Genomic DNA, 23,009 nt, shown 5'->3' with positions numbered 1-23,009 from the left:
CTGTTGCGGATCTGGCCATGGGTGCCGTGGGTCTGGGCGTCCTCTTGCTGGCGCTGGCGATCGGGGTGTTGCCGCTGAGCGGGCCGCTCAAGCTTGGCTTGCTCGGGGTGCTGCTCCTGGCGCTGGTGCTTGGGCTGAGGCGCCGGCCGCGCCTGCTGGTGCTCTTGTTGCTGGTGCTGCCGCTGTGTTGCGCGCGAGGACTGCTCGGCCAGCCCCACCCGGCTCCCTCTGATCCGGTGCATCGCCTGGCGGATGGTGTGCATCAGCAGGTTGTGCTCACCGCGAGGCTGCTGGAGGATCCACGGCCCGATCCCACTGGGAAGCGCTGCCGGGCTCTCGCCCAGCTGCCCGGCGGCCGCAGCGAGCTGCAGTTCAGCCCCTGCCCATCGGCGCGTCAGGGGTGGCGATTGCAGGTCGATGGCACGTTGCGCAAGCTGCCGCCAGCGCCCCACCCCCTGCTCTCCGGTTCAGCCGAGCGCCTGCAGCGCCATGAAGCCTGGACGGCCTTGGATGTGCAGCAGTGGCAGCTGGTGCAGCGGGCGCCGACCCCCATCGCCGACCTCAGGCGCCACATCGGGGCGGCGTTGCGCCAGGCCGGCGGCGAGCAGGCCGGTGGGGTGCTCTCAGCCCTAGTGCTTGGCAGTGCCGTGAGCCCCTTGCCGCAGGAGGTGCGGGAGGCGTTCCGGGCGGCTGGGTTGTCCCATGCGTTGGCGGCCAGTGGATTTCATCTGAGCGTGTTGCTCGGTGCGGTGCTGGTGATCGCTCGGCCGTTGCCGGCTGCCCTGCGTTGGGCCTTGGCCCTCGGCGCGATGGGGAGCTTTTTGCTGCTGGCCGGTGCGCAGCCCTCAGTGGTGCGGGCTGTGTTGATGGGGGCGGTGGCGTTCGGGCTGCAGGAATGCGGCCGGCGCAGTCGTCCTCTTGCGGTGTTGTTGCTGTGCTTGCTCGTGATGCTGGTGTTGCGGCCGGCCTGGTTGCTCGATGTGGGGTTTCAGCTCAGTGCCGCTGCCACAGCGGGCTTGATCCTCACGGCCCGACCTCTGGAGCAGCAGTTGCGGCGCTATGCCCCCACCTGGGCCGCAGCCGCTGTGGCGGTGCCGGTGGCGGCTTCGCTGTGGACGATCCCGCTGCAGCTGCTCCATTTCGGTGTGCTGCCCCTCTACGCCGTGCCCGCCAACCTGCTGGTGGGGCCGCTGCTGACACCGCTCACCTTGGGGGCGATGGCGATGGCGGCTTTGGCCTTGCTCTGCCCGCCGTTGATGACGGCCCTGGGTTGGCTGTTGGTGCCGGCGGCGCAGCTGCTGGTGTGGCTGGTGCGCCAGATGGCGGCGTTGCCGTTGGCTCAGTGTCAGCTGGGCCGCCTCTCGCCCTGGCTGGCGCTGGCGTCGGCGTTGGGCCTGCTGCCCTGGCTGGTACCTCAGCTCCGCCGCTGGCGGGTGTGGGCGGCTCTGCTGCTGGGATGTGTGGCGGCCTTGCAGGTCCAACTGCTACAGGCTGATCAGCTGCTGCTGGTGGAGGACGGCAGCCGCCAGTGGTTGTTGGCGCGCCATGGCGGACGGGCCGCCCTGATCAGCCGCCGCGCTGATGGTCTCAGCTGCAGTCGCGGGGCGCAGCTAGCCCAGGGGCTGGGCGTGCAGCGGTTCGATTGGGTGCTCTCGCTGGATGCGCTTCCGCCGGAGACCCCTGCCTGTTGGGCGGCGCTGACGCCCACCCTGTTGGCGGGTCAGAACGGCAGTTCGCCTTTGGCCCGTGGCCAGCGGCTGCAGAGCGCTGGGCTGGCGGTGGAGGCGGTGTCGGACACCAGTCAGGCGCTGCTGCTGGCCGCCGGTCGCTGGCGCTGGGGGTTGCTGCCGGATCGCCAGGCCTGGTGGAGCTGGCGGGAACAGCCCGGTCTGGCGGTGGATGGCCTGTGGCTCGGGTTTCGGCCCCGCCCCGCTGAGCAGGCCGCCTTGCCCGCGCTGCCGCCCCAGCGGCTGTGGTGGCCCGCTGCCGGTTCAGCCAGCGGATGGCGCCAGGCCTGAGCTGGCACCCTGGTCTCTACACTGCATCCGTCGCCTGGAGAGGTGGCTGAGTGGTCGAAAGCGAACGACTCGAAATCGTTTGAAGGGCAACCTTCCGTGGGTTCGAATCCCACCCTCTCCGTATTCAGAAGGTCCTGCCAAGAACCACCCAATCCCCCGTCCCCTGCGGCGGTGGGATTTTTGCGATTGGGGGTGTATTCGGTTCTCTTCAGCTATTCACTGTGGCGATGACTCGATGACGCCGCCTGTTGATCCTGTTGCCAGATTCGCTCCAGCGACTGTCTGAAGCGCTCCGGATTGGTTTGGGCTTTGGCCATCTGATGGCGAAACACACTGGTGAGTCGCCAGAACTTCAGCCCAGCAGCGAGGGCAAACACCGCCCAGGGAACCAGCATCCAGAGAGGGTGGGACATCAGCTGTGGAATAACAGCACCAGGCCGCGGCTCACTTGGTGGAATTCTCGCTCCTCACGGCTGAGGTCGAGACCCACCTGTAGGCCTTCCTCTAGAGCGTTGTCGAACGGGGGAGGCGTCGGGGGGTGGCCATCGGTCCACAGCGCCGCAATGCCTACCGGCGTGGCATGCCAGACAAATCGCTGGGTTTCCCCGATCGAGGGCTCATCGAGTGCGTCTTCCAGGAGCTCGCGGATCGCCATGGCAAAGGGGCTCTGGCGTCAGCATCGAGATCTGCCGCTCGAGACGCAATCAGCTGACAGTTTTTGTGATCTGCTGAGCAATCCTTAGCTTGGCCGCGATGGCATCTCTCCCTGGCCCCGCCGCGCTCGTGCACGAGTGGTTCACTCCCCGCTCAGTGGGCGGGGCGGAGTTGGTGGTGCAGCAGCTCGATGTCCTCCTCGAGCGGCCTCAGCTGGCTGCCCTGGTGGATGGGGAGAGCGCCCGCCCCGAAAGTTGGCTCGCAGGCCGCTCGATCCACACCTCGTTTGTGCAGCACCTGCCCTGGGGCGTGAGCCACGTGCAGCAGTACCTGCCGCTGCTGCCGCTGGCGATCGAGCAGCTCGATCTGGCTGCCTATTCCCTGGTGATCAGCAGCAGTCATCTGGTGGCCAAAGGCGTGCTCACCAGCCCGGATCAATGCCATCTGAGCTACGTGCATACCCCCGTGCGTTACGCCTGGGACCAGATGCACGCCTACCTGCGCCAATCGGCCTTGGCGCGCCGTGGCCTGTCTCCTTTGATTCGCTGGCAGCTGCATCGCCTGCGCCAGTGGGATGTGTTGAGCGCCCAGCGGCCCGATGCCCTGATCGCCAACTCCCGCTTCACCGCGGCCCGCATCCGCCGCTACTGGGGCCGTTCCTCAACGGTGGTGCATCCGCCCGTGGCCGTGGAGCGGTTCAGCTGGGATCAGCCCCGCAGCGATGTGTATCTCTGTTTGTGCCGGTTGGTCCCCTACAAACGGGTGGATCTGGTGGTGCAGGCGTTCAACGCCACCGGCTTGCCGCTGGTGGTGATTGGCGATGGTCCGGAGCGGCAGCTTCTGGAGGCCATGGCTGGGCCCAATGTGCGGCTGCTCGGCCGCTTGCCCCAGGAGCAGGTGAACGATTGGCTCGCCTCGTGCCGCGCCTACGTGTATGCCGGATTGGAGGATTTCGGGATTGCACCGGTGGAGGCGATGGCCTCGGGCGCGCCGGTGATTGGTCTGGGCCAGGGCGGCCTGCTCGACAGCGTGCGCTGCATCAGCAGCGGTTGTGATCACCCCACCGGGTTGCTCTTCCCGCAGCAATCCGTGCCGTCGTTGGTGGGGGCGCTTGAGCATTTCGAGGCCAACAGGCTTTGGGCGCAGCTGCCGGCGGATTCCCTGCGCCAGTGGGCCGAGCGCTTCAGCCCGCAGCGTTTCCGCCAGCGCTCCCAGGCGCTGATTGAGCAGGTGTGGAGCCGCCACCAGCGCCAGCTCGCCCAGCGCGGCCGCGCCATGTCTGTGCCTCTGGGGTGAGTGACCGCCGCCCGTGGGCCCGCGGAGCGGCGCACTTCTTTAATGAAGCCACTGTGCACCGCGAGCGCTCGGCGTTTGTCCTCTGCCTCCATCCCGGCTGAGTCCACGGCCAGCACTTTGCTGGCTGCTCAGTCGCTGCGTGGGCGGGTGCTCAAGCGTGGCGGCGACATCGTGTTTTCGCTGCTGGTGCTCAGCCTTGGCTCGCCCCTGTTTCTGCTGCTGGCGGTGCTGGTGAAGCTGAGCTCCCGCGGCTCGATCTTCTATTGCCAGCGCCGGATTGGCCGCGGCTACAAGGGCTTTGGTTGCTTGAAGTTCCGCACGATGCGGCGCGATGCCGATCGGGTGCTCGCGGCCATGCTCGATGCTGATCCCAAGCTGCGGGCTGAGTTTGAGCGGGATCACAAGCTCAAGCGCGATCCGCGCATCACGCCCCTCGGCAAATTTCTGCGTCGCTCCAGCCTGGATGAACTCCCCCAGTTCATCAACGTGCTGCGGGGCGAGATGAGCGTGGTGGGGCCCCGCCCGATCGTGTGGGATGAGCTTCGGCGCTATGGCCGCAGCATGGATGAGGTGCTGTCAGTGCGGCCTGGCCTCACGGGCCTTTGGCAGGTGTCGGGCCGCAACAACCTCACCTACCGCACCCGCGTGCGCCTCGATCTCGCCTATGTGCGCAACCGCAGCTTCTGGCTGGATCTCGGCATCGTGCTGCGCACGATTGGTGTGGTGCTCCTGCCGATGGACCGCGGCGCCTACTGAGCAGCGCTGATGCCGGCCCCGAGTGCCAGACCTGCCGCTAGCCACAGGGCCTCAAGCCTCAGGCTGAGCTTCAGGATTCGCTGCACGGCGGCTGGACTGGCCGGTGGGCAGTCCTTCGCTAGCAAGGGTTTGGCTTTGATCGCGTCGCCATAGCGGTTCAGGCCCCCCATCTGCACGCCGGCGGCATGGGCATAGGCCGCCTGCGACACGCCGGCATTGGGTGAGGGGTCGGGTGCACCGTCACGCAGGGCGGCTTGGAGCAGGACAACGCAGCGCTTCGTGGCGTGGATTCCAGCCACCAGCGGCAGGCTTAGCGCCACCAGGCGGCAGGGCAGCCACACCAGTAGATCATCGAGGCGGGCGCCGGCGGTGCCTAGCCAGGTGAGGCGGCCGCGGCGGTAGCCGAGCATCGAATCGAGGGTGCTGGCGGCCTTGAAGCCCCAGGCGAGGCAGAGCGGCCCGGGGCCGCCCGTGAGCCCTGCGCTCCAGAGGGCGGCGCCCACCAGCATCCAGAACAGGGGGGCGAACAGGCCGTCCACCGCGTTTTCACTGGCGGTTTCGGCCGCCGCCCGCAGGATCTCGGCGCTGCTGAGGTCGTCGGTGCTGCGTCCCACGATCCAGCTCAGGGCGCGGCGAGCAGGCTCCAGATCTTCCGGGCCCGGACCACTGGATGGCTCAGGATCCTCAACAGCCTGCGCGATCCGTACAGGCCGTACGGAATGCTGGATAGTTGAGCGGGCTTGTGTCCTGGTACCGAGCGGGCTGGTCGCCGGCGGCAGGGCGCGCAGGACCTCGCGCACCGCCTGCTCCAGGCTGCGGCCCGCCAGGGCGCTGGCCAGCGCCACCAGCAGCAGCAGCGGGCCGAGCGTCACGGAGAGCGGTGCCGGAAGCTCCGCCCGACCAAGGTGCTGTGTGGCCTGCTCCAGCGCCCAGCCGGCACTACCGCTGCCACCCACCAGCAGCGCGGTGATCACGCCACCGGCCAGCCTCAGCGCCAGCGGCCGATCCCCCGCCCACTGCTCCGCCAGCCGGCGCAGCCAGCTGATCCCCCAGCCCATCACCACCACCGGGTGTAGGCACCAGCGCGGGTCCCCCACCAGCCGATCCAGCCCAGCGGCGGCGATCACCAGCAGAAAGGGGTGGATCCCCGTGAAGGAATCCACCCCTGAAGCGAGCAGCGTCATGGCTGCGCTGACGCGGCCTGAATCAGGCGGCTTTCAGCCAGGAGAACATCGAACGCAGGCCCTTGCCCACCTGCTCGATCGGGTGCTGGCTGTCGCGGTCGCGGATCTTCTGCATCTCGGGCTTGCCGGCTTCGCACTCGGCCACGAAGTTGCGAGCAAAGGTGCCGTCCTGGATGTCGGACAGGATGCGCTTCATCTCGGCCTTGGTGTCGGCGGTGATCAGGCGGGGGCCGCTCACGTAGTCGCCGTATTCAGCGGTGTTGGAGATCGAATCGCGCATGGCGGTGAGGCCGCCCTTCACCATCAGATCCACGATCAGCTTCACTTCGTGCAGGCACTCGAAGTAGGCCAGCTCGGGCTGATAGCCGGCTTCCACGAGGGTCTCGAAACCAGCCTTCACCAGCTCAGAGAGGCCGCCGCACAGCACGGCTTGCTCGCCGAACAGGTCGGTTTCGGTTTCTTCCTTGAAGTTGGTCTCCAGAATGCCGGCGCGGGTGCCGCCGATGCCCTTGGCGTAGGCCATGGCCAGGGCGCGGGCGTTGCCGGTGGCGTCCTGGTGGATGGCGAACAGCGCAGGCACGCCCATGCCGTTCTGGTACTCCCAGCGCACGGTGTGGCCAGGGCCCTTGGGAGCGATCATCACCACATCCACGTCGGCGGGGGGCTTGATCAGCTCGAAGCGCACGTTGAAGCCGTGGGCGAAGCTCAGCACCTTGCCGGCGCTGAGGTGAGGAGCGATTTCCTTGTCGTAAACGGCCTTCTGGGTTTCATCGGGCAGCAGCACCATGATCCAGTCGGCCTTGGCGGCGGCGTCAGCCACGCTGAGCACTTCCAGGCCGTCGGCCTTGGCCTTCTCGGCGGAGCGGCTGCCTTCGTAGAGGCCCACCACCACGTTCACGCCGCTGTCCTTGAGGTTCAGAGCGTGGGCATGGCCTTGGGAGCCGTAGCCAATGATGGCCACCGTTTTGCCGTTCAGCAGGCTGAGGTCGGCGTCGGTGTCGTAATACAGCTTGGCCATCAGGGGCTTCGGTTCAGCGCTGGGCAAGGGTCGAGCTTACGAAAGCGCCCGCCGCACTCCCTCAGGCCTCCGTGGGATGGGCGATCACGCGGTCGATCAGGCCGTACTCCACGGCCTCGGCGGCGCTCATGAAGTAGTCGCGGTCGGTGTCCTTCTCGATCTTGGCGAGCTCTTGGCCGGTCATGTCCGCCATGCTCTGGTTGAGCATGTCTTTAATGCGCAGGATCTCGCGGGCTTCGATCTCGATGTCGCTGGCCTGGCGCTGGCTGGTGCCGCCCAGGGGCTGGTGAATCATGATCCGGCTGTGGGGCAAGGCCAGGCGCTTGCCTTTGGTGCCTGCACCCAGCAGAAAGGCACCCATCGAGGCGGCCAGGCCCACGCAGATGGTCACCACATCTGATTTCACGTATTGGATCGTGTCGTAGATCGCCAGGCCGGCAGTCACCGAGCCACCCGGTGAGTTGATGTACAGGTAGATCGGCTTGGAGTTGTCCTCGGAGTCGAGGTAGAGCATCTGCGCCACCAGGCTGTTGGCGATGGCGTCGTTGACCTCGGAGCCCAGGAACAGGATCCGCTCCACGCCCAGACGTGTGTAGATGTCAACCCAGCGCTCGTACTGGCTGCCGGGCAGGCGGTAGGGAACGCTCGGGGTGCCGATGGGCATGGCGGATGCGGTGGTGGTGGCCTGCGGGAGGCCTTTGGTGAAGAGAAGTGGTTGAGGGTCTAGGCCGGTTGAGAGGCCCAGCCGGTTTCAGCTGATACCGGGATTGCCGGGGCTGATGCCGGCGCCAGCTGGAAGGGCGCTCGGCAGCTTCTGGCTGGTGAGCACGCGATCGATCAGGCCGTACTGCACGGCTTCCTCGGCGGTGAGGTACGTCATGCGGTCGGAGTCCTTGGCCAGCTGCTCCACGCTGCGGCCGGTGTTGACCGAGAGCATCTCGAGCATCGTCTGCTTGTTGTGCAACACCTCTTTGGCCCGGATCTGGATGTCGCTGGCCTGGCCGCGGGCGCCGCTTCGGGGTTGGTGCAGCACGATCGAGGCGTGGGGCAGGGCGGCGCGGTGGCCCTTGGTGCCTGCACTCAGGATCATCGCGGCGGTGCCCATGGCCTGGCCGATGCAGATGGTGTGCACCGGGGGCTTCACGTACCGGATGGTGTCGGCGATGGCGAAGGCTTCGGTCTCAAAGCCGATGGCATCGCCGGAATACCAGCTGGTGCCGGTGGAGTTGATGTAGAAGAAGATCGGCTTATCCGGGTTGTCGAACTCCAGATAGAGCAGCTGGGCAATGATCAGCTCCGTCACGTCGATGCCCATCTGGCGCTTGGCATCGTCATCGCTGAACAGCGGCAGACCCAGATACACGATCCGCTCTTTCAGCAGTAGAGACGGCAGATCCGGCGGTGGGGTGCGCATCACGGCGGAATCGCCGTAGTAGGGAGCTGACACCGACATCCGCGGATCACTGCAGGCCTGAGCCGGGAGCCTAGCGGGGGTTGGCGGTGCCCGGATCGCCTTTGGACGGTGCGGATTTCTTTCCCGGGGATCGGGGTTTGGCCGGGGATGGCCCGGTTGCTCCTTCGAGCTTGCCGAACACCATCCGGCCCGTGGGGGTTTGCAGAGCCCCGGTGATCACGACTGGCAGGCGCTCGCCGCTGCGGCCGTGGGCCCCATCCACCACCACCATCGTGCCGTCGTCGAGATAGCCCACCCCCTGGTTGGCTTCCTTGCCGTCGCGAACGATTTTGAGGTTGAGCTCATCGCCCGGCTGCACTTCGGGGCGTAGGGCGATCACCAGCTCGCTCAGGTTCATCACCTTCACGGTCTGCACCTCAGCCACCTTCGTGAGGTTGTAGTCAGCCGTGAGCAGGGTGCCGCCGGTGTCGGCCGCCAGCTTGAGTAGCTTGTCGTCAACCCCATTGCCCTCATAGCGGGTGGTGTTCACCACCAGGCGGCGGCCGTAGCGCTCCCGCAGGCTGCTGAGCAATTTCAGGCCGCGGCGGCCTTTGCTGCGCTTTTCGCTGTTGCTCGAATCGGCCAGAGCCTGCAGTTCATCAATCACCGACTGGGCCACGATCACCTGGCCCTCCAGCAACCCTGAATCGAGCAGGCCGCGCACCCGGCCGTCGATGATCACGCTGGTGTCGAGAATCTTGGCGCTGGCGGGCATCAGCACGCCATCGGCCACCAGCAGGGCTTCGGTGCTGTTGGGATTGAACAGGCGCAGCAGGGTGCGGCCGTGCACCTCCGCCAGGTTGTAGCCCGACACGCCGAAGAACACGTTTGCCGCTACGGCCGCCAGAGGCTTCACCAGCACCAGCTCCCAGGGCAGGGAGAGGAACAGGATCGGTGAGATCAGCAGGTTGGCCACCAGCAGGCCGAGGATCAGGCCAACCGCACGGCTCACCAGGAGATCGGTGGGCATCGTGCGCACCTGCTCCATCAGGCGCTTACGCAGCCGCTGGAACACCACGCCCGCCAGTAGGCCGGCTAGACCGCCCCCCGCCCCAAGAATCCAGCTCAGCTGCTCGAGGTTGGCGATGCGGATCAGCTGCTGTTCGGGCAGCAGGTCGACCCCCAGCCATCCAGCGGCGGCCCCTGACACCACGAACAGCACCAGGATGAGGGTGTCCACCATGACCGGTGCTGTGGCTGCCGACGGCTTGAAAGAGGCAGCATGCCTGATCCCGGCGGCTTTGGCCCGGGAAGGTAACCGGCATGCGCCGCTCGGATGGCCGCCGCGCAGCGCCTATGTGCACATTCCCTTTTGCCACCGGCGCTGTTTTTACTGCGATTTCCCCGTGGTGCCGCTCGGGGACCGGGCCTCCGCCGACCCCGGTGCCCCCGGTAGCGCCTCGATTGCCGCCTACCTGCAGTTGCTGCATCGCGAGATCGCCGCCGCCCCTTCCGGGCCGCCGCTGTCCACGGTGTATGTGGGTGGTGGCACTCCCTCGTTGTTGAGCGTGGAGCAGCTGCGGGCCCTGCTGGAGGCGCTGCGGCGCCGCTACGGCCTGGCACCGGGTGCGGAGCTGAGCCTCGAGCTCGACCCCGCCAGCTTCGATGAGCAGCGCCTGGCCGGCTACCTGGCGGCCGGGGTGACCCGCGTGAGCCTGGGGGGGCAGAGCTTCACGGACGCGGTGCTCGAATCCCTGGGCCGCCGCCATCGCCGCGCTGATTTGCTCGAGGCAGCCGACTGGCTGCAGCAGGCCCAGCGCAGCGGCCGCCTGCAGAGCTGGAGCCTGGATCTGATTCAGGGCTTGCCGGGACAAACCCTCAGCGGCTGGCGGGAGCAGCTTGAGCAGGCGATCGCTCTGCGGCCGCCACATCTTTCGGTGTACGACCTGATCGTGGAGCCCGGCACGGTGTTTGAGCGCCTGGAGCAGCGCGGTGCCCTTGAGCTGCCCGAGAGTGACCTGGCGGCCGATCTGATGGAGCTCACCGCCCGCCGTTTGGCGGAAGCCGGCTACGGCCACTACGAGATCTCCAACTACGCCCTGCCGGGTCATGCCTCCCGCCATAACCGCGTGTATTGGAGCGGCGCTGGTTGGTGGGGTTTTGGTATGGGAGCGACCGCAGCGCCCTGGGGCCTGCGCGAGGCCAGGCCGCGCACGCGCGAGGGCTACGCCGCCTGGCTGGTGCAGGCAGAAGCAGCGAGGCATCTGAACGCAGCGTCATCGCCTCCCCAGCCGGAGGCAGGGATGCCCCTGGATGAGCGCTGGATGGTGGGGTTCAGACGGCGGGAGGGGGTGAGACTCCAAGTGCCGGAGGCTCTGCACCGCCGCTGGCAGCCCTTCGTCGAGCGTGGTCTGCTGATTCAGGAGGGTCCGCGCTGGCGTTTGCGAGACCCGGAGGGATTCGCCCTCAGTAATGCGGTGCTGCGGGAGCTGCTGGCGTGGTGGGAGGAGGAGGGGATTGGGGTTGCAGGCCTGCCACCCAGCCCCTGAGGGCTTCGATACAGAGCTGCCGGCCGGCCAGCAGCGGCGGTGAGAAGGGGGGCTGCCGTTCCGTGAGGCCCAGCAAATCGGCGGTGACGCGCACCTGCCCATCGCACTGCTCGCCGGCTCCGATGCCGATCACCGGAATGCTGAGCTCCTGGCTGAGGTCCGCGGCCAGCTCTGCAGGCACGTGCTCGAGCACCAAGGCAAAGCAGCCTGCCGCCTGTAGATCGCGGGCGTTGCGGCGCAAGCGCTCCTGGCTGAGGGGATCGTTGGCCTGGCGCCGGTAGCCCAGTTGATGCACCGACTGCGGTGTGAGCCCCAAGTGCCCCATCACCGGGATGCCGCTGCGCACAAGGCGATCCACCACGGCAATGGTTTCCGGTTCGGCTCCTTCGAGCTTCACCGCTGCCGCCGGGCTGTCTTTGAGCACCCGTCCAGCAGCACCCACTGCGGCGTCCACGCCGCACTGATAGCTGAGAAAAGGCAGATCGGTCACGATCAGGGGTTGCTGGGCGAGAGGCCGCTGCAGCCCACGCCCCACCGCGCGGGTGTGGAGGATCATTTCCTCGAGAGTGACCGGCAGGGTGGTGGCGTGGCCGAGCACCACCATCGCCAGCGAGTCGCCCACCAGGATCAGATCGGCGCCCGCCTGCTCCACCAGAGCCGCGGATAGCGCATCCCAGGCGGTGAGGGCGGCGATGGGCCTCCCTTCCTGCTTGCAGGTGAGCAGATCAGCTGGACGCACCCCGGATCCCTCCCGGCCGAGGCCCATTGCTAGCATCTATCCGACTCGGACCCATGCGGCCCGGACGCCCAAATCTGGTCAGGACCGGAAGGGAGCAGCCACACGGGATGCTCCGAGCAGGCGTGGACTCCGGGTCACCCCTTTCCGTTCAGCTCTCGCGCTGACGATTGAGCAGGAAGGAGGGGATGGCGGCACCGCCTTGATCCGCTTCCGCGTTCCCGTTGTTGGTGCTGGCGAAGCTGGCGATCGAGCGCTCCGGCCGGTAGCTGCCGCCCCCTTCAAAACCGGTGGCGATCACGGTCACGTGGATCTCGCCTTCGAGGCGCTCATCCACAACGGCGCCAACAATGATGTTGGCCTCGGGATCCACCACGTCGTAGATCACCTCTGAGGCGGTGGTCATGTCCTCAAGTGTCATGTCCTTGCCACCGGAGATGTTGATCACGCAGCCCTTGGCACCATCAATGCGGGCGGCTTCGAGCAGGGGGCTGCTGATGGCGGCCTGAGCAGCTTCGGTAGCACGGGAGCGGCCGGAACCCACACCCAGCCCCAGCAGGGCGGTGCCGGCGTCGGTCATCACCGAGCGGACATCGGCGAAGTCAACGTTCACCAGGCCTGGTTTGGTGATGATGTCGCTGATGCCCTTCACGCCCATGCGCAGCACGTCGTCGGCGGCGCGGAAGGCATCTTGCAGAGGGGCGCCGGCGATGGCCTCACGCAGGCGGTCGTTGGGGATCACGATCAGCGTGTCCACATGCTCCGAGAGCCGCGCGATGCCTTCCTCGGCCTGACGCATGCGCCGGCGGCCTTCAAACCCGAATGGCTTAGTGACGATGCCCACCGTGAGGGCGCCGCATTCCTTGGCCACTTCCGCCACCACCGGGGCCGCACCAGTGCCGGTGCCGCCGCCCATGCCGGCAGCGATGAACACCAGATCGGTTCCCTGCAGGGTTTGGGCGAGATCGGCGCGGGATTCCTCAGCGGCCTTCTGGCCGATGGCTGGATTGCCGCCGGCGCCAAGCCCGCGGGTCAGTTTCTGGCCCAGCTGCACCCGTTGTTTGGCAGCTGACTGCAACAAAGCCTGGGCATCGGTGTTGAGCACGCGATAGCCCACACCCTGCAAATCCGAGGCGATCATGCGGTTGACGGCATTGCTGCCGCCGCCCCCCACACCGATCACTTCGATGCGGGCCGATTGACTGGGCACGATGCCGGTGGCTCCATTGCTGCTGGCACTGAGGCCTTCAGCTGCGATCTCCATAGAAGGTCCCATGCCTGTGGTGCTGCGCAGCATTATGTCGTTGATCTGTTCGATCAGCCGCAGGAATCATCACACCTTTGCCGGTAGCAACAGGTGAAGCAATGGGCTGTCACCGTTTGAACGTCGTCTAGTCCGCTGAGGGGGTTGTAGCTGCCGGGGGTGTCGTGCCTGTGGCCGGTTTGGGGCGATTGGCCTGCGCTGTCGCTTTCTGCAGGGCTGCAATGCTCAGTCGGCCCTTGCCAGGTAGGCCAAGTTCGGGTTGCTCAGGATCGCTCAGATCGATCGATTGGATCTTGAGCGTTTTGATCTGCTTGGGCAGGTGGGTGGAGAGATGGCGCAGCACATCCAGCCGGCGGCTCAAACGTTCATCCGGGAGCCCGAGGTGCACATCACCCAGTGCAGCCGTGCGCAACCAGAGGCTGCCATTGGGCTCAAAGCGCACCTGTTGCAGCGTGCTGCCCAGCTGATCCTGTTGCGCGATCACCTCTGCCAAGGGAGCGCGCAGGCGTTCCTGCCAGCCCATCACCACCACCTGAGGAGTGCGATTGGCACCGCTGCCGCGCTGCTGCCGGCTGGTCATCCAGTTGCCCAGGCGATCCACATAACCCCGCTCCATCCCTTTGCTCGAGCGGCGCTGGGCCTGGGCGATCGCTTCGCGTTCCACCAGGTTGATCCGCAATCTGGGCGGCAACATCAGCCGGCTCACCTGCACCTGTTCCACCGGCAGGCCCGCTGAGAGGCGCTGCGCCAGCTCCTGGGGTTTGAGGCCCAGCAGGGGCTGGGGCAGCCGCAGCTGCGCTTCGCGGATCACCTGCTCACGGCTCACCTGCGAGCTGCCAAGCATCTCAATCTGATCGGGGGTGCGCAGCACCCAACCCTCTCGCAGCAGGCCCCATCCCAAGCCCGCCGCCGCTGCGCTGAACAGGCAGATGCGCCACAGCTGCCGAAGCCGTTCTTGGCGGCGTTGCTGCCGCAGTTGCCGCCGCCGCTCAGGGGCGATCACGGGGCGCGTTGGGGTTCGCGTCACAGCTCGCAGCGCGAGCGCGCCATCAGCTCCGCGATCCAGCGGCGGGCGCGCTCGGCATCGGCGAAGGGCACGTCCTGGTGCTCGCTGCCGCTGATCAGCCGCAGCCGGCAGGCCCCCTGGGATTCATCGGTGAGCGGGGCTTCGCCCGATCCCAGCGCCAGCAGCTCCACCTTTTCGAGGGTCTTCACCTGGAACTGGCCCTGCTCCACGAGCTTGCCCGATTCGAACACGCTCCAGGCGAGCACCCCATTCATCAGCCGGGCACCACCACAGTCGTCGAGTTTGGAGAGTTCCGCCCCTTCGGCCCACTCGCGGAACAGGCGCTGGCGCCGCCGCTCCAGCCAGCCCAGGGCTGTGATCAGGGGGAACACCACCAGCAGCGGCAGCCAGAGCAACCCGTGACTCATGCGGCTTCAGCCCTCCTCCCGATCGCCGGTGCGCCCGATTCTTGCGCCAGTTGCACCAGTTGGTGCACCAGCTCCTCAAGTGGTAACCCGCTGGCCTCCCAGAGCATGGGGTACATGCTCTGGCTGGTGAAGCCGGGAAGCGTGTTGATTTCGTTGAGCCAGAGCTGGCCGCTGCTGCGATCCAGGAAGAAATCCACACGGGCCAGCCCCTCGGCCGCCACGGCCCGGCAAGCGGCGATGGCCATGCTGCGGGCGCGCTCGCTCAGCTCGCTGCTCACCTCAGCCGGAATCACGGTGTGGCTTTTGCCGTCGCTGTATTTGGTGTCGTAGTCGTACCAGTCGGCGTCAAAGCAGATCTCGCCCAGCACAGAGGCCTGCATGCTGCGGCCCCCGAGTACGGCGCATTCCAGTTCGCGGGCATCCACGCCCTGCTCCACCACCAGGCGTGGGTCATGGCTGGCGGCCAGCGCCAGACCGGCCAACAGTTCACTGCGGTTGGTGGCTTTGCTGATCCCCACCGAGGAGCCGAGATTCGCGGGCTTGATGAAGCAGGGGTAGCCCAGCTGCTGCTCGAGCCGATCGAGCAGTGGCTGGGGATGTGCCTCCAGCTCCTGGGCGTCCACGCAGGCGTAAGGCACTTGCGGGAGCCCAGCCGCAGCGAAGGCCGCCTTCATGGCCTGTTTGTCCATGCCCACCGCCGATCCGAGCACGCCTGAGCCCACAAAGGGCACCTGCATCAAGCTGAACAGGCCCTGGATCGTGCCGTCCTCGCCGTTGGGGCCGTGCAGCACTGGCACCCACACCTGCATGTCGAGGGCGCCTTCGGGAAAGCCCTGAAAACCGGGCCGCAGTGGCGCTGCCGGCAGCTCCTCGCGGCTGGCGGGCGTGCCCTTGGCCAGCACGGCATGGGCCACCGCCGGCGGCCACCAGTGACCCCATTGATCGATGTAGAAGCAGCTCAGCTGGTAGCGCTCCGCATTGGCGCCGCGGCGCAGGGCCGCCGCCACCGTGTTGGCTGAGCGGATGGACACCGCATGCTCACCCGACACACCGCCGAACACCAGGCCGAGTTGCATGGGTTCGCTGGTCATGGGCGACTGAATCGAGAGGCCAAACGTATCAGCGATCTCGGCGCTGACCAGGGTTACGGCTGCGCCGTTCCACTGAGGGAGAAAGCCCGGACCTCTTCAATGCGCACCTCCACCAGATCGCCGGCCTGCCACTGGCCGCCACCGGCGCGGGCGGCTGGGAAGAAGGTGAGCCGATTCGTGCGGGTGCGGCCCATCACCTGCTCGGGATCCTTCGGGTTGATGCCCTCCACCAGCACCTGTTCGCTGCGGCCGGCATAACGAGCGCTGCGCTGCCTGGCCACGCGTTCCACCAAGGCGTTGATCTCCCTGAGGCGCTCCACCTTCACCTCCTCGCTCAGCTGGTTGGGCCAGTCGGCGGCGGGTGTGTTGGGGCGGGGCGAGTAGGCGGCGGTGTTCACCTGATCGAAGCCGATCTCCTCGATCAGATCGAGGGTGCGGTGGTATTGGGCATCGGTTTCGCCGGGGAAGGCCACGATCACATCGGCGCTGATCGAGGCATCGGGCATGCGCTCGCGGATGCGGTCGATGATGCGGCGATAGCGGTCCACGGTGTAACCGCGGGCCATGGCCTTCAGCACCTCGTCGTCGCCGCTCTGGAAGGGGATGTGGAAGTGCTCGCACACCTTGGGCAGATCGGCACAGGCATCGATCAGCCGTTCGGTGAAGTAGCGGGGGTGGCTGGTGGCGAAGCGGATGCGCTCGAGCCCCTCCACGTCGTGCACGAACTGCAGCAAATCGGTGAGGGTGTGCTGGCGGCGGCCCTCGGGTGTGATGCCGGGCAGATCGCGGCCGTAGGCATCGATGTTCTGGCCCAGCAGGGTGATCTCCTTGAACCCCTGGGCGGCCAGTCCTTCCATCTCCAGCTTGATCGCCTCCGGCAGGCGCGATTGCTCCTTGCCGCGCACCGAGGGCACCACGCAATAGGTGCAGCGCTCGTTGCAGCCGTAGATCACATTCACCCAGCCGCAGATGCTGCTGTCGCGGCGGGCGGTGGTGATGTCTTCAAGGATGTGGTGCTCTTCGGTGGCCACCACCTGTTGGCCCTGCTCCACCTGGGCCAGCAGCACATCGAGGCGGTTGGCGTGCTGGGGGCCCATCACCAGATCCAGCTCGGGCACGCGCCGCAGCAACGATTCGCCCTCCTGCTGGGCTACGCAGCCGGCCACCACCAGGGTGAGGTTGGGATTGACGCGTTTGCGCTGCGCCTGCCGGCCCAGATAGCTGTAAACCTTCTGCTCGGCGTTATCGCGGATGGTGCAGGTGTTGTAGAGCACCAGATCGGCCTCGAGCTCCGCCTGGGCTTCGCGATAGCCCATCGATTCGAGGATCCCGGCCATGCGCTCGGAATCCGCCTTGTTCATCTGGCAGCCGAAGGTGGTGATCCAGTAGCTGCCGCGCCCGCCCGTTGCGGAGGGGGAGGGAGATGTGCGCAGAGATGTCGCCGTCATCCACTCAGTCTCCGGTATCGCTGGTTCACCTTGCTGTTGCTAGTTGTTGGGTTGCCTCCGGGAGTGGGACCAGATCTGGCTTGATGTGGTCCCACTCCCGGAGATGCAGCCGATCAGCTCTGCCCGCCTTCGGGCCTGGCGGCTGTGGCGTCCACATGCCAGCTTGAAGGCAGCGCCGAGGGGCCATGCGCCTTCGCTTGCATCGCTTCCGCCTGAGCAAGGCTGTGCCGCTGGCGATCAGCCGCGGTATTACCACCGCAGTGGAGCACCTGTGGCTCGAGCTCGAGCACGAGGGCTTGATCGGTCGCGGCGAGACCGGTGGCTTTGAGACCGGCCACCGCAGCTACGACACCACCGCCATCGCCGCTGAGCTGGAGGCCCTTGGGCCTGCGCTCGAGCCGCTGAATCCTCAGCCTCTACAAGCGTTGGAACCCTTGCTGGAGTCCCTCAGCCCGCCGGCCCGCTGCGGCCTCGATCTGGCCCTGCACGATTGGTGGGGGCAGCGCCTGGGGCAGCCGCTGCACCGGCTCTGGGGCCTGGATCCGGGAGCTTGTGTCGCCACCAGCGTGACCCTCGGGTTGGGGGAGCCCTCGGCGGTGCTGGCGCGGCTTGAGCGCTGGCGGCGGCAGCTCCCCTCCACCCGCATCAAGCTCAAGCTGGGATCGCCCGATGGCCTCGATCACGACCGTGCGCTGGTGCAGGCCGTGCGCGCCGCCTTGCGCCCGGGCGATGAACTGCAAATCGATGCCAACGGCGGTTGGGATCTGGCGGGGGCCCGGCAGATGATCCCCTGGCTGGCGGAGCAGGGGGTGGTGCTGGTGGAGCAACCGCTGGCTCCGCTCCGGGATGTTGAGGCTGATACCTCCGGCTTTGCGGCGTTGCAGGGGCTGGCGCCGATTCCTGTTGTGGCGGATGAGAGCTGCTGGGATCTGGGCGATCTGCTGCGCCTGGCCCCCCATGTGGATGGCATCAACATCAAATTGGTGAAGTGCGGCGGCCTCAGCGAGGGGCTGCTGATGGCGCGCACCGCCCGGCGACTCGGGCTTGGGGTGATGCTCGGCTGCTACTCCGATGGCGGCCTGCTCAACAGCGGCGCTGCTCAGTTGTTGCCGTTGGTGCAGTGGCCGGATCTCGACAGCCATCTCAACCTGATCGATGACCCCTTCGCCGGACCCGATCGGGATGGAGATGTGCTGCGGCCGCCGGCGCGGCCCGGCCTGGGTGCCCAGCGGCTACAGGAGGTGGCCTGATGCTCAGCTCTGATGCTCCGCTGGTGCTGTTGCAGCACGGCGGCCTCGACAACCTCTCCGGCAAGACCGGGCTGGCGATGCTCCGCTACCGCCAGGGTCCGATCGTGGCGGTGATTGATCCCGCTCATGCTGGCAGCGATCTTCGTGCGATCACCGGGATCGATCGTCCAGTGCCCGTGGTGGCGGATCTGGAGTCCGCCCTGGCGTTTGGCCCGGCTGTGGCGGTGGTGGGGTTGGCCCCCTCCGGCGGACGGTTGCCGCTCGAGATGCGCGCCGATGTGGTGGCGGCGCTGCGGGCGGGGCTGAGCCTGGCCAGTGGTTTGCACAGCCGCCTGGCGGCGGATCCGGAGTTTGCTGCGATCCCGCTGGCGCCGGGCCAGTGGATCTGGGATTTGCGCCATGAGCCGGCGGAGCTGGAGGTGGCCGCGGCGCGCTGTGCAGCGCTGCCTTGCCGGCGGTTGCTGGCGGTGGGCTCCGATATGGCTGTGGGCAAGATGAGCGCTTGCTTGGAGCTGCAGCGGGCTGCGCAGCGCTCCGGTATCGATGCGCGTTTTGTGGGGACCGGCCAGGCCGGCATCCTGATCAGCGGCCAGGGTGTGGCCCTCGATGCGGTGCGGGTGGATTACGCCGCTGGAGCCGTGGAGTCGGCGGTGATGGCCGTGGCGGAGGGGGCCGGGCCCCAGGCCTGGGTGCTGGTGGAGGGGCAGGGTTCGCTCGCGCATCCGGGCTCCACGGCCACCTTGCCGTTGCTACGCGGCAGCCAGCCCACAGATCTGCTGCTGGTGCACCGCGCTGGTCAGAGCCATGTGCGCACGCGGCCAGGCGCGGCCCCCGTGGCGATTCCGCCGCTGCCGGAGCTGATCACGGCCTGTGAGGCGTTGGCGGCCCTGGGCCGGCCCGACGGGTGGCGGCCGCGGGTGCGGGCCATCGCGCTGAACACCGCCTTGCTCGATGCGGTCCAGGCGGAGCGCGAAGCCCAGCAGATCACAGCGCTCACCGGCTTGCCGGTGGTTGATCCGGTGCGCCACGGGGCTGAGCAGTTGCTGGCAGCTCTGCTCGAACCGCCTGCAGCTTTGTTGAAGAAGCCTGCGGCCGCATAGGCGAAAGCCCCACCACTCAACGAGTGATGGAGCTTTCGTTCAGGGGCGGACGAGGGGACTTGAACCCCCGAATGCCGGAATCACAATCCGGTGCCTTAACCACTTGGCTACGCCCGCCAGGGCTGCGCGATCCTATCAATGCGTGTGCAGCCTCGAATGGAGCGGCTTGGCGGGCTGAGCAGGCCATGGGGGTGGTGCCTCGCGGCCGTGGCGCTTGGGGGAGCCCTGGTGGCCACCAACCCTGACGAACAGGATTTTGAGGAGTTCGCCGGTGAGCGGCTCGTGCGTTTGGTGGACGAGGAGCTCTGCGATCAGGGCGGCCTGCCGATGGTGGCGCGGCTCTTGATTCAGAACTGCTCCGAGCTGGTGCAAGGGCAGCAGCGCGTGCTGGGCAGCCTGGCCCTGCAAGGCAGCACACGCACCAATGCCGGTTTGTTCAGCTTCTACAGCACCCAGCTCGGTGGGCAGTCGCTGTTGCCTGGTCTGCGTCTGCCGCGCTATCGGATTCTCACGCTTGGGGTGGCCGGCCAGCTGGTGACCCTTCAAGCCAGCCGTGATGAGGGCTGATGCGCCCGGGCCCAGCAGGCTGAACCTGCAGCTGCCGCGCCTGCTGCTGGATCCCTGCCAGCGCGATCTGCCCTGCGGGGATGCCGATGGTTTGGTGCCGGTGCAGCTTGAGCTGCAGGCCGGCCGGGTGGCGGCGATCCGCCCCCTGGCTTCGTCGCAGGGGTTGCCCCTGGCGCTGACGCCTCTAGTGGAGGCCCATGCCCATCTCGATAAGGCGTTCAGCTGGGCGCAGCACCCCAACCGCAGCGGCCAGATGGCTACCGCTTTGAGCGTGAATCTGCGGGAGGGCGAGCAGCGCACCCTCGAGCAGGTGCGCCAGCGCGCCGGTCGCGGCCTGGATCAGGCCTGGCGCTATGGCCTGCGTGCCATCCGCAGCCACATCGACAGTGGCGGGCCGGGAGCCGCGGCTAGCTGGGAGGCCGTGCTGGAGCTCAAGCAGCACTGGCTCGGGCGCGTGGAGCTGCAGCTGGTGGCCCTGGTGCCGATCAGTCACTGGAGCACTGAGGCGGGTCGGGCCTTGGCGGAGCGGGTGGCGCAGGCCGGCGGCTTGTTGGGGGGTGTGCTCGGACCGCCCTATCCCCGCGCCCGCCGAGACCGCCAGGCCTTGCAGGAGATGTTGCAGCTGGCCGAGCAGCTCGGCTGCGGCATCGATCTGCACGTGGATGAAAGCGGCGAGGCCCCCGGCCAGGGGGTGGCGCTGTTGCTGGAGCAGCTGGAGCGCCGGCGGCCGGAGCTGCCGATCACCTGCAGCCATGCCAGCAGCATGGGTCTGTTGCCGCTCGCAGCGCAGCAGCGGTTGGCGGAGCGGCTGGCGCGCTTGCAGGTGGAAGTGGTGGCCCTGCCCACCACCAACCTCTGGCTGCTCGGGAGGCGCGGGGATGACGATTTGGCTCAGCGCCCCCTGGCGCCGGTGCGCCAGTTGCAGCGGGCCGGGGTGGTGGTGGCTGTGGGCGGTGACAACGTGCAGGACCCCTGGGATCCCGGCAGCGATTTTGACCCCCTCGAGCTGCTGCGCCTGGCCAGCCGTGTTTGCCACTGCTCACCCTGGCAGCGCCAGGGGCTGACCCCCTTCACAACAGCGCCAGCGCGCATGCTGGGTCTGGCGTGGGATGGGATCGTGCGCCAGGGCTCCCCGGCTGATCTGGTGATCACCAGCGCCACCCGTTGGAGCGAGCTGCTGGCCCGTCCGCCCCAGCGGCGGGTGCTGCGCAGCGGCCAATGGCTGCCGGCGGCGCCCACGCAGCAGCCCTCGCCAGCCCTTGCCAGGCTGGAGACTCCAACACCCTGTTGATTGCTTGATGGCTTCGTTGCTGCCCAGCGCCCTGCCGCAGCCCCTGCCGGAACCGGCCTCGGCGCAGCAGCTGGAGCAGCTGGCTGCTGATCTGCGGGCGGCTGGCTTGATGCCCCTGCGCAGCAGCGGAGAGCTGGAGCAGCTCTCCGCCGATGCCTTTGTGTATTCACCTGTGCTGCAACCGCTGCTTCAGGGGTTGCGGGCGCAACTTGGGGTGCGGGCCGTGAACGCGGAACAGGTGCTGGCGGTGGCGGCGGCCTGCGGGCGCTATGGGGTGAGCCTCACCCTGCGCGGTGCCGGCACCGGCAATTACGGCCAAGCCACGCCCTTGGCCGGCGGCCTGGTGCTGGAGCTCAGCGCCATGAACCGATTGCAGCAGCTCGATCCCGCCAGCGGCGTATTCACGGCGGAGGCGGGGATTCTGCTGGTCGATCTGGAGGAGCAGCTGCAGGTGCGGGGCCGTGAGTTGCGCCTAGTGCCCAGTACCGTGCGCAGCGCCAGCCTGGCGGGGTATCTGGCCGGCGGCTCCAGTGGGATCGGCTCGCTGCGCTGGGGATTTCTGCGGGATCCAGGCCATCTGCTCGGGCTTGAGATCGTCACGCTTGAATCCACGCCGCGGCTGCTGCAGCTCGGAGCTGCGGAAGCCCAGGCCATCAACCACGCCTATGGCTGCAACGGCATCATCACCAGCGCCACCATGGCCAGCGCAGCTGCCGTGCCCTGGCAGCAGTGGGTGCTGGAGTTTGCATCCTGGGAGCAGGCCCTGGCGGCGGCACAGCAGTTGCCCAACACGGCCCTGCTGCTCAACGCCCTTTGCGCCTTGGAGGGGCCTGTGGCGCAATGGATGCCGTGGCCCAAGGGCTGCCCTCCTGCCACGGCATCGGGCCATCGCCTGTTGATCCTGGCGGCGCCGGATGCACGGCTGGCTCTGGATGCGCTGCTGCCGCGCCTGGGGGGGCAGCTGGTGTGGGAGGCGCCCCAGGGGCAGAGCCGGGGCATCCCGCTGCGGGAGCTGTGCTGGAACCACACCACCCTGCACGCCCGCAGCCACGACCCCGGCTTCACCTACCTGCAACTGCTGCTGCCCCAGCCGGAGCAGGCAGCCCTCGAGGCGCTCCGCCAGCGCTGGGGCCACGACGTGCTTTGGCACCTGGAGGCTGTGCGGGCCCAGGGGCAGCAGCGGCTGGCCTGTCTACCGCTCGTGCGCTGGCGCGGCCGCGAGGCCTTGGAGGAGCTGATCCGCCAGGCCTGCGATCTGGGCTGCCTGTTGTTCAACCCCCACGCGATCACCGTGGAAGATGGCGGCCTGGGCGGCGTGGATGCCGAGCAGGTGGCGGCCAAGGCCTCCTACGACCCTGCCGGGCTGCTCAATCCCGGCAAGCTGCGCGGCTGGCTCGAGCGTTCAGCGCTGGTTGGCGCTTAACAGCCGAGGCTGGCTCGGGTGTCGACGCCGGTGCGGGGGTTGGTGCCGCTGGCCTGGGCGCAGAGCTGCCGTTGATCGGCGCGATCGATCAGGGCGTCGCTGAAGTCGGCGCCGGTGATGTCGGCGCCATTAAACGATGCACCAGCGGCAATCGCACCCACCAGCAGCGCATCGCGCAGGTTGGTGTGGCTCATGTCGGTGCGGTCGAGCAGTACATCGCTGAGGTCAGCGCCACTGAAATCGGCTTCGGGGAAAGCCCCCTGGGTGAAGATCGCACCGTGCAGATCGGCGCCCGCGAAGTTGGTGCCCTTGCCCACCGCGCCGGCGAAGGAGGTGTTGGCCAGCTGCTGGCCGGAGAAGTCTTTGCCGCTCTGGTTGGTGAGCGTGTAATCCACGGTGTCCTGGAACAGGGCCCGATCCTGAAGGCCAACTCCGGTGCTCGTGTCGAGAGCCACAGCCGGCAAGGCGGCCACCAGTAGCCAGAGGCTGGCCACAAGGGCCATGAGGCGGCGGATCGGCATGGCGGCTCGGGCGTCT

The 23,009-nt window shown here is 67.6% G+C and carries 23 protein-coding genes, 2 tRNA genes and 1 other RNA gene; 11 read left to right on the top strand and 15 right to left on the bottom strand.

The genetic code is table 11. The features are described from left to right. The first annotated feature begins 17 nt into the window (after positions 1-17). Both H9532_RS12355 and H9532_RS12350 read left to right on the top strand, forming a co-directional pair. Complete coding sequence (locus H9532_RS12355) at positions 18-2,018, top strand: ComEC/Rec2 family competence protein (protein ID WP_296368910.1); 2,001 nt, start codon at positions 18-20, stop codon at positions 2,016-2,018. A gap of 36 nt (positions 2,019-2,054) precedes the next feature. After that, a tRNA-Ser gene (locus H9532_RS12350) sits at positions 2,055-2,139 on the top strand. Between the two features lie 91 nt (positions 2,140-2,230). Here the strand turns inward: H9532_RS12350 and H9532_RS12345 are convergent. After that, positions 2,231-2,431, bottom strand: coding sequence for a hypothetical protein (locus tag H9532_RS12345; protein ID WP_296368908.1), 201 nt, complete (start codon positions 2,429-2,431; stop codon positions 2,231-2,233). Beyond that, complete coding sequence (locus H9532_RS12340; protein ID WP_296368906.1) at positions 2,431-2,673, bottom strand: hypothetical protein; 243 nt, start codon at positions 2,671-2,673, stop codon at positions 2,431-2,433. Before H9532_RS12340 ends, H9532_RS12345 begins: the two co-directional genes overlap by 1 nt. Positions 2,674-2,771: 98 nt before the next feature. Here H9532_RS12340 and H9532_RS12335 point away from each other — a divergent pair, with 98 nt between their 5' ends. Further along, entirely contained in the window at positions 2,772-3,968 is a 1,197-nt protein-coding gene (locus H9532_RS12335; protein WP_296368904.1) for a glycosyltransferase, read from the top strand. 75 nt (positions 3,969-4,043) lie between these two features. Next, on the top strand, positions 4,044-4,724 hold the full coding sequence (locus H9532_RS12330) for a sugar transferase (RefSeq protein ID WP_296368902.1): 681 nt from the start codon (positions 4,044-4,046) through the stop codon (positions 4,722-4,724). Here the strand turns inward: H9532_RS12330 and H9532_RS12325 are convergent. The 5 genes from H9532_RS12325 to H9532_RS12305 all read right to left on the bottom strand — a co-directional run bounded on the left by H9532_RS12325 (position 4,718) and on the right by H9532_RS12305 (position 9,562). After that, positions 4,718-5,908 carry a CobD/CbiB family cobalamin biosynthesis protein gene (locus H9532_RS12325; RefSeq protein WP_296368899.1) on the bottom strand — a complete coding sequence of 397 codons (1,191 nt, stop codon included), beginning with the start codon at positions 5,906-5,908 and terminating at the stop codon, positions 4,718-4,720. The two genes, H9532_RS12330 and H9532_RS12325, sit on opposite strands and share 7 nt — an antisense overlap. A gap of 22 nt (positions 5,909-5,930) precedes the next feature. Further along, the gene (ilvC, locus tag H9532_RS12320) at positions 5,931-6,926 is read right to left on the bottom strand and encodes a ketol-acid reductoisomerase (protein WP_296368897.1); all 996 of its coding nucleotides are present in this window, start codon (positions 6,924-6,926) and stop codon (positions 5,931-5,933) included. Between the two features lie 61 nt (positions 6,927-6,987). Further along, positions 6,988-7,590: an ATP-dependent Clp protease proteolytic subunit gene (locus H9532_RS12315; RefSeq protein ID WP_296368895.1), complete on the bottom strand. Its 603-nt coding sequence runs from the start codon at positions 7,588-7,590 to the stop codon at positions 6,988-6,990. Between the two features lie 87 nt (positions 7,591-7,677). Further along, complete coding sequence (locus H9532_RS12310; protein WP_296368894.1) at positions 7,678-8,379, bottom strand: ATP-dependent Clp protease proteolytic subunit; 702 nt, start codon at positions 8,377-8,379, stop codon at positions 7,678-7,680. 31 nt (positions 8,380-8,410) lie between these two features. Next, positions 8,411-9,562, bottom strand: a complete 1,152-nt coding sequence (locus tag H9532_RS12305) for a PIN/TRAM domain-containing protein (protein ID WP_296368893.1) — start codon at positions 9,560-9,562, stop codon at positions 8,411-8,413. On the opposite strand from H9532_RS12305, the gene hemW reads away from it, so the two are divergent. Further along, on the top strand, positions 9,561-10,868 hold the full coding sequence (gene hemW, locus H9532_RS12300) for a radical SAM family heme chaperone HemW (protein ID WP_296368891.1): 1,308 nt from the start codon (positions 9,561-9,563) through the stop codon (positions 10,866-10,868). The genes H9532_RS12305 and hemW overlap by 2 nt on opposite strands. Here hemW and panB read toward each other — a convergent pair. After that, positions 10,786-11,607, bottom strand: coding sequence for a 3-methyl-2-oxobutanoate hydroxymethyltransferase (gene panB, locus H9532_RS12295; RefSeq protein WP_296368889.1), 822 nt, complete (start codon positions 11,605-11,607; stop codon positions 10,786-10,788). The genes hemW and panB overlap by 83 nt on opposite strands. 42 nt (positions 11,608-11,649) lie before the next feature. On the opposite strand from panB, the gene ffs reads away from it, so the two are divergent. Continuing rightward, an RNA gene (gene ffs / locus H9532_RS12290) (signal recognition particle sRNA small type) lies at positions 11,650-11,746 on the top strand. A gap of 9 nt (positions 11,747-11,755) precedes the next feature. On the opposite strand, the gene ftsZ is transcribed toward ffs, so the two are convergent. From ftsZ to miaB, 5 genes are all read right to left on the bottom strand, one after another. Next, positions 11,756-12,868, bottom strand: a complete 1,113-nt coding sequence (gene ftsZ, locus H9532_RS12285; RefSeq protein ID WP_296368887.1) for a cell division protein FtsZ — start codon at positions 12,866-12,868, stop codon at positions 11,756-11,758. Positions 12,869-12,995: 127 nt separating this feature from the next. Further along, the gene (locus H9532_RS12280; protein WP_296368885.1) at positions 12,996-13,895 is read right to left on the bottom strand and encodes an FtsQ-type POTRA domain-containing protein; all 900 of its coding nucleotides are present in this window, start codon (positions 13,893-13,895) and stop codon (positions 12,996-12,998) included. Further along, positions 13,892-14,302: a hypothetical protein gene (locus H9532_RS12275; RefSeq protein ID WP_296368883.1), complete on the bottom strand. Its 411-nt coding sequence runs from the start codon at positions 14,300-14,302 to the stop codon at positions 13,892-13,894. Before H9532_RS12275 ends, H9532_RS12280 begins: the two co-directional genes overlap by 4 nt. Beyond that, positions 14,299-15,393 carry a D-alanine--D-alanine ligase family protein gene (locus H9532_RS12270; protein ID WP_296368880.1) on the bottom strand — a complete coding sequence of 365 codons (1,095 nt, stop codon included), beginning with the start codon at positions 15,391-15,393 and terminating at the stop codon, positions 14,299-14,301. The genes H9532_RS12275 and H9532_RS12270 overlap by 4 nt, the downstream gene beginning before the upstream one ends. 53 nt (positions 15,394-15,446) lie before the next feature. Beyond that, positions 15,447-16,841 carry a tRNA (N6-isopentenyl adenosine(37)-C2)-methylthiotransferase MiaB gene (gene miaB, locus H9532_RS12265; protein WP_296368878.1) on the bottom strand — a complete coding sequence of 465 codons (1,395 nt, stop codon included), beginning with the start codon at positions 16,839-16,841 and terminating at the stop codon, positions 15,447-15,449. A gap of 185 nt (positions 16,842-17,026) precedes the next feature. Between miaB and H9532_RS12260 the strand changes: the two genes are divergently transcribed. Further along, positions 17,027-18,091 (top strand): dipeptide epimerase, encoded by a 1,065-nt coding sequence (locus H9532_RS12260; RefSeq protein ID WP_296368876.1) that lies wholly within the window; start codon positions 17,027-17,029, stop codon positions 18,089-18,091. Then, a complete protein-coding gene (locus H9532_RS12255; RefSeq protein WP_296368875.1) occupies positions 18,091-19,191 on the top strand; it encodes a DUF1611 domain-containing protein in 1,101 nt (366 codons plus the stop codon). The genes H9532_RS12260 and H9532_RS12255 overlap by 1 nt, the downstream gene beginning before the upstream one ends. A 44-nt stretch (positions 19,192-19,235) precedes the next feature. Here the strand turns inward: H9532_RS12255 and H9532_RS12250 are convergent. Further along, a tRNA-His gene (locus H9532_RS12250) sits at positions 19,236-19,308 on the bottom strand. A 111-nt stretch (positions 19,309-19,419) separates the two neighbouring features. Here H9532_RS12250 and H9532_RS12245 point away from each other — a divergent pair. Genes H9532_RS12245 through H9532_RS12235 form a run of 3 tightly spaced genes read left to right on the top strand, consistent with a single transcriptional unit; the run spans position 19,420 to position 22,472 of the window. Next, positions 19,420-19,758, top strand: a complete 339-nt coding sequence (locus tag H9532_RS12245; RefSeq protein WP_296368873.1) for a DUF4359 domain-containing protein — start codon at positions 19,420-19,422, stop codon at positions 19,756-19,758. Further along, positions 19,748-21,049 carry an amidohydrolase family protein gene (locus tag H9532_RS12240; protein WP_296368871.1) on the top strand — a complete coding sequence of 434 codons (1,302 nt, stop codon included), beginning with the start codon at positions 19,748-19,750 and terminating at the stop codon, positions 21,047-21,049. Before H9532_RS12245 ends, H9532_RS12240 begins: the two co-directional genes overlap by 11 nt. Before the next feature lie 7 nt (positions 21,050-21,056). After that, positions 21,057-22,472, top strand: coding sequence for an FAD-binding oxidoreductase (locus H9532_RS12235; protein WP_296368869.1), 1,416 nt, complete (start codon positions 21,057-21,059; stop codon positions 22,470-22,472). On the opposite strand, the gene H9532_RS12230 is transcribed toward H9532_RS12235, so the two are convergent. Beyond that, positions 22,469-22,993 carry a pentapeptide repeat-containing protein gene (locus tag H9532_RS12230; protein WP_296368867.1) on the bottom strand — a complete coding sequence of 175 codons (525 nt, stop codon included), beginning with the start codon at positions 22,991-22,993 and terminating at the stop codon, positions 22,469-22,471. The two genes, H9532_RS12235 and H9532_RS12230, sit on opposite strands and share 4 nt — an antisense overlap. Positions 22,994-23,009: the final 16 nt, after the last annotated feature.

The sequence above is a fragment of the Vulcanococcus sp. Clear-D1 genome (genome assembly GCF_014654725.1).
In the GTDB taxonomy this organism is placed as follows: Bacteria; Cyanobacteriota; Cyanobacteriia; order PCC-6307; family Cyanobiaceae; genus Vulcanococcus.
Note: the sequence above shows the minus strand (reverse complement) of the source record. Positions and strands in the feature narration are given on the sequence as shown.

Coding starts and splice junctions, on each gene's coding strand:
- H9532_RS12355 (WP_296368910.1), top strand. CDS start 18: ATGGGTGCCGTGGGTCTGGGCGTCCTCTTGCTGGCGCTGGCGATCGGG.
- H9532_RS12345 (WP_296368908.1), bottom strand. CDS start 2,431: ATGTCCCACCCTCTCTGGATGCTGGTTCCCTGGGCGGTGTTTGCCCTC.
- H9532_RS12340 (WP_296368906.1), bottom strand. CDS start 2,673: ATGGCGATCCGCGAGCTCCTGGAAGACGCACTCGATGAGCCCTCGATC.
- H9532_RS12335 (WP_296368904.1), top strand. CDS start 2,772: ATGGCATCTCTCCCTGGCCCCGCCGCGCTCGTGCACGAGTGGTTCACT.
- H9532_RS12325 (WP_296368899.1), bottom strand. CDS start 5,908: ATGACGCTGCTCGCTTCAGGGGTGGATTCCTTCACGGGGATCCACCCC.
- ilvC (WP_296368897.1), bottom strand. CDS start 6,926: ATGGCCAAGCTGTATTACGACACCGACGCCGACCTCAGCCTGCTGAAC.
- H9532_RS12315 (WP_296368895.1), bottom strand. CDS start 7,590: ATGCCCATCGGCACCCCGAGCGTTCCCTACCGCCTGCCCGGCAGCCAG.
- H9532_RS12310 (WP_296368894.1), bottom strand. CDS start 8,379: ATGTCGGTGTCAGCTCCCTACTACGGCGATTCCGCCGTGATGCGCACC.
- hemW (WP_296368891.1), top strand. CDS start 9,561: ATGACCGGTGCTGTGGCTGCCGACGGCTTGAAAGAGGCAGCATGCCTG.
- H9532_RS12305 (WP_296368893.1), bottom strand. CDS start 9,562: ATGGTGGACACCCTCATCCTGGTGCTGTTCGTGGTGTCAGGGGCCGCC.
- ftsZ (WP_296368887.1), bottom strand. CDS start 12,868: ATGGAGATCGCAGCTGAAGGCCTCAGTGCCAGCAGCAATGGAGCCACC.
- H9532_RS12275 (WP_296368883.1), bottom strand. CDS start 14,302: ATGAGTCACGGGTTGCTCTGGCTGCCGCTGCTGGTGGTGTTCCCCCTG.
- H9532_RS12270 (WP_296368880.1), bottom strand. CDS start 15,393: ATGACCAGCGAACCCATGCAACTCGGCCTGGTGTTCGGCGGTGTGTCG.
- miaB (WP_296368878.1), bottom strand. CDS start 16,841: ATGACGGCGACATCTCTGCGCACATCTCCCTCCCCCTCCGCAACGGGC.
- H9532_RS12260 (WP_296368876.1), top strand. CDS start 17,027: ATGCGCCTTCGCTTGCATCGCTTCCGCCTGAGCAAGGCTGTGCCGCTG.
- H9532_RS12255 (WP_296368875.1), top strand. CDS start 18,091: ATGCTCAGCTCTGATGCTCCGCTGGTGCTGTTGCAGCACGGCGGCCTC.
- H9532_RS12240 (WP_296368871.1), top strand. CDS start 19,748: ATGAGGGCTGATGCGCCCGGGCCCAGCAGGCTGAACCTGCAGCTGCCG.
- H9532_RS12235 (WP_296368869.1), top strand. CDS start 21,057: ATGGCTTCGTTGCTGCCCAGCGCCCTGCCGCAGCCCCTGCCGGAACCG.
- H9532_RS12230 (WP_296368867.1), bottom strand. CDS start 22,993: ATGCCGATCCGCCGCCTCATGGCCCTTGTGGCCAGCCTCTGGCTACTG.